Raw genomic sequence first — 1,026 nt, 5'->3', positions numbered from 1 at the left:
CGGCGAACGCCGCCGTCGGGCGCTCGCCGCGCTCGACGAGGTCGGCCTCGCCGACAGCGCCGCCAAGTACCCGGCACAGCTGTCCGGAGGCATGCAGCAACGGGTCGCGCTCGCGCGGGCGCTCGCCGCCGAACCCGAAGTCCTGCTGCTGGACGAGCCGTTCGGCGCACTGGACGCGCTCACCAGGGCCCGGATGCAGGAGCTCCTCACCCGGCTGTGGCGGCGCACCGGCACCACCATGCTCTTCGTCACCCACGACATCGACGAGGCGCTGGCCGTTGCCGAACGCGTCGTCGTCCTCGGCGGACGGCCCGGCCGGGTCCTCGCCGACCGGGCCGTGCCCGCCGATCTCGGCCCCGACACCGGCCTGCGCGACCTGATCGCCGGTCACCTCGGCGACGCCTGAACCACCCTCACGTACGGAAGGAACACTCCCATGCCCAGACCCCGCGCCCTCGCGGGTCTCCTGCTCGGCCTCCTCCTCACCACCCTCACCACCCTCGCCAGCGCCTGCTCGGCCGCGCCCGCCGGAGCCCCCGCCGTCACCATCGCGGGCAGCGACTACCTCGGCGGCGCCCAGGTCTACGTCGCGCAGGAACGGAAGCTGTGGGCCGGCGAGGACGTCCGGGCCGGCCTGCAGTCCTTCCCCACCGGGCGGGACGCGCTCAACGCCGTCCTCGGCGGCCAGGCCCAGCTCGGCGTCGTCGGTGACCTGCCCGCCGTCACCGCCGCGCTCACCGGCCGCGACCTGCGGATCGTCGCCGACCTGTCCCGCTTCTCCGACTGGCGGCTGCTCACCCGCACCGACCGCGGCATCACCCGCCTCGACCAGCTGCCCGGCCACCGGATCGGCGTGCCCCAGGGCACCAACGCCGAGTACGCGCTCGCCCGGATGCTCGCCTCGGCCGGACGCACCGCCGCCGACGTCCGGACCGTCAACCTCGCCCCCAACCAGATCCCCGCCGCGCTCGCCCGCGGCGACGTCGACGCGGGAGTCACCTTCCCCAGCTCCTACGACGCCGCCCG

2 protein-coding genes are annotated in these 1,026 nt (G+C 75.4%); both read left to right on the top strand.

The window, feature by feature from the left end; translation table 11 throughout:
- Window positions 1-406 (top strand): ATP-binding cassette domain-containing protein (locus tag AB0O00_RS41415; RefSeq protein ID WP_363659817.1); only part of this gene is annotated, 406 nt, incomplete at its 5' end.
- Window positions 407-436: 30 nt separating this feature from the next.
- Window positions 437-1,026 (top strand): ABC transporter substrate-binding protein (locus tag AB0O00_RS41410; RefSeq protein WP_363659816.1); only part of this gene is annotated, 590 nt, incomplete at its 3' end.

Source organism: Kitasatospora sp. NPDC093558 (assembly GCF_040683475.1).
Classification (GTDB): domain Bacteria; phylum Actinomycetota; class Actinomycetes; order Streptomycetales; family Streptomycetaceae; genus Kitasatospora.
This window is presented reverse-complemented; position numbering and strand designations above follow the sequence as displayed.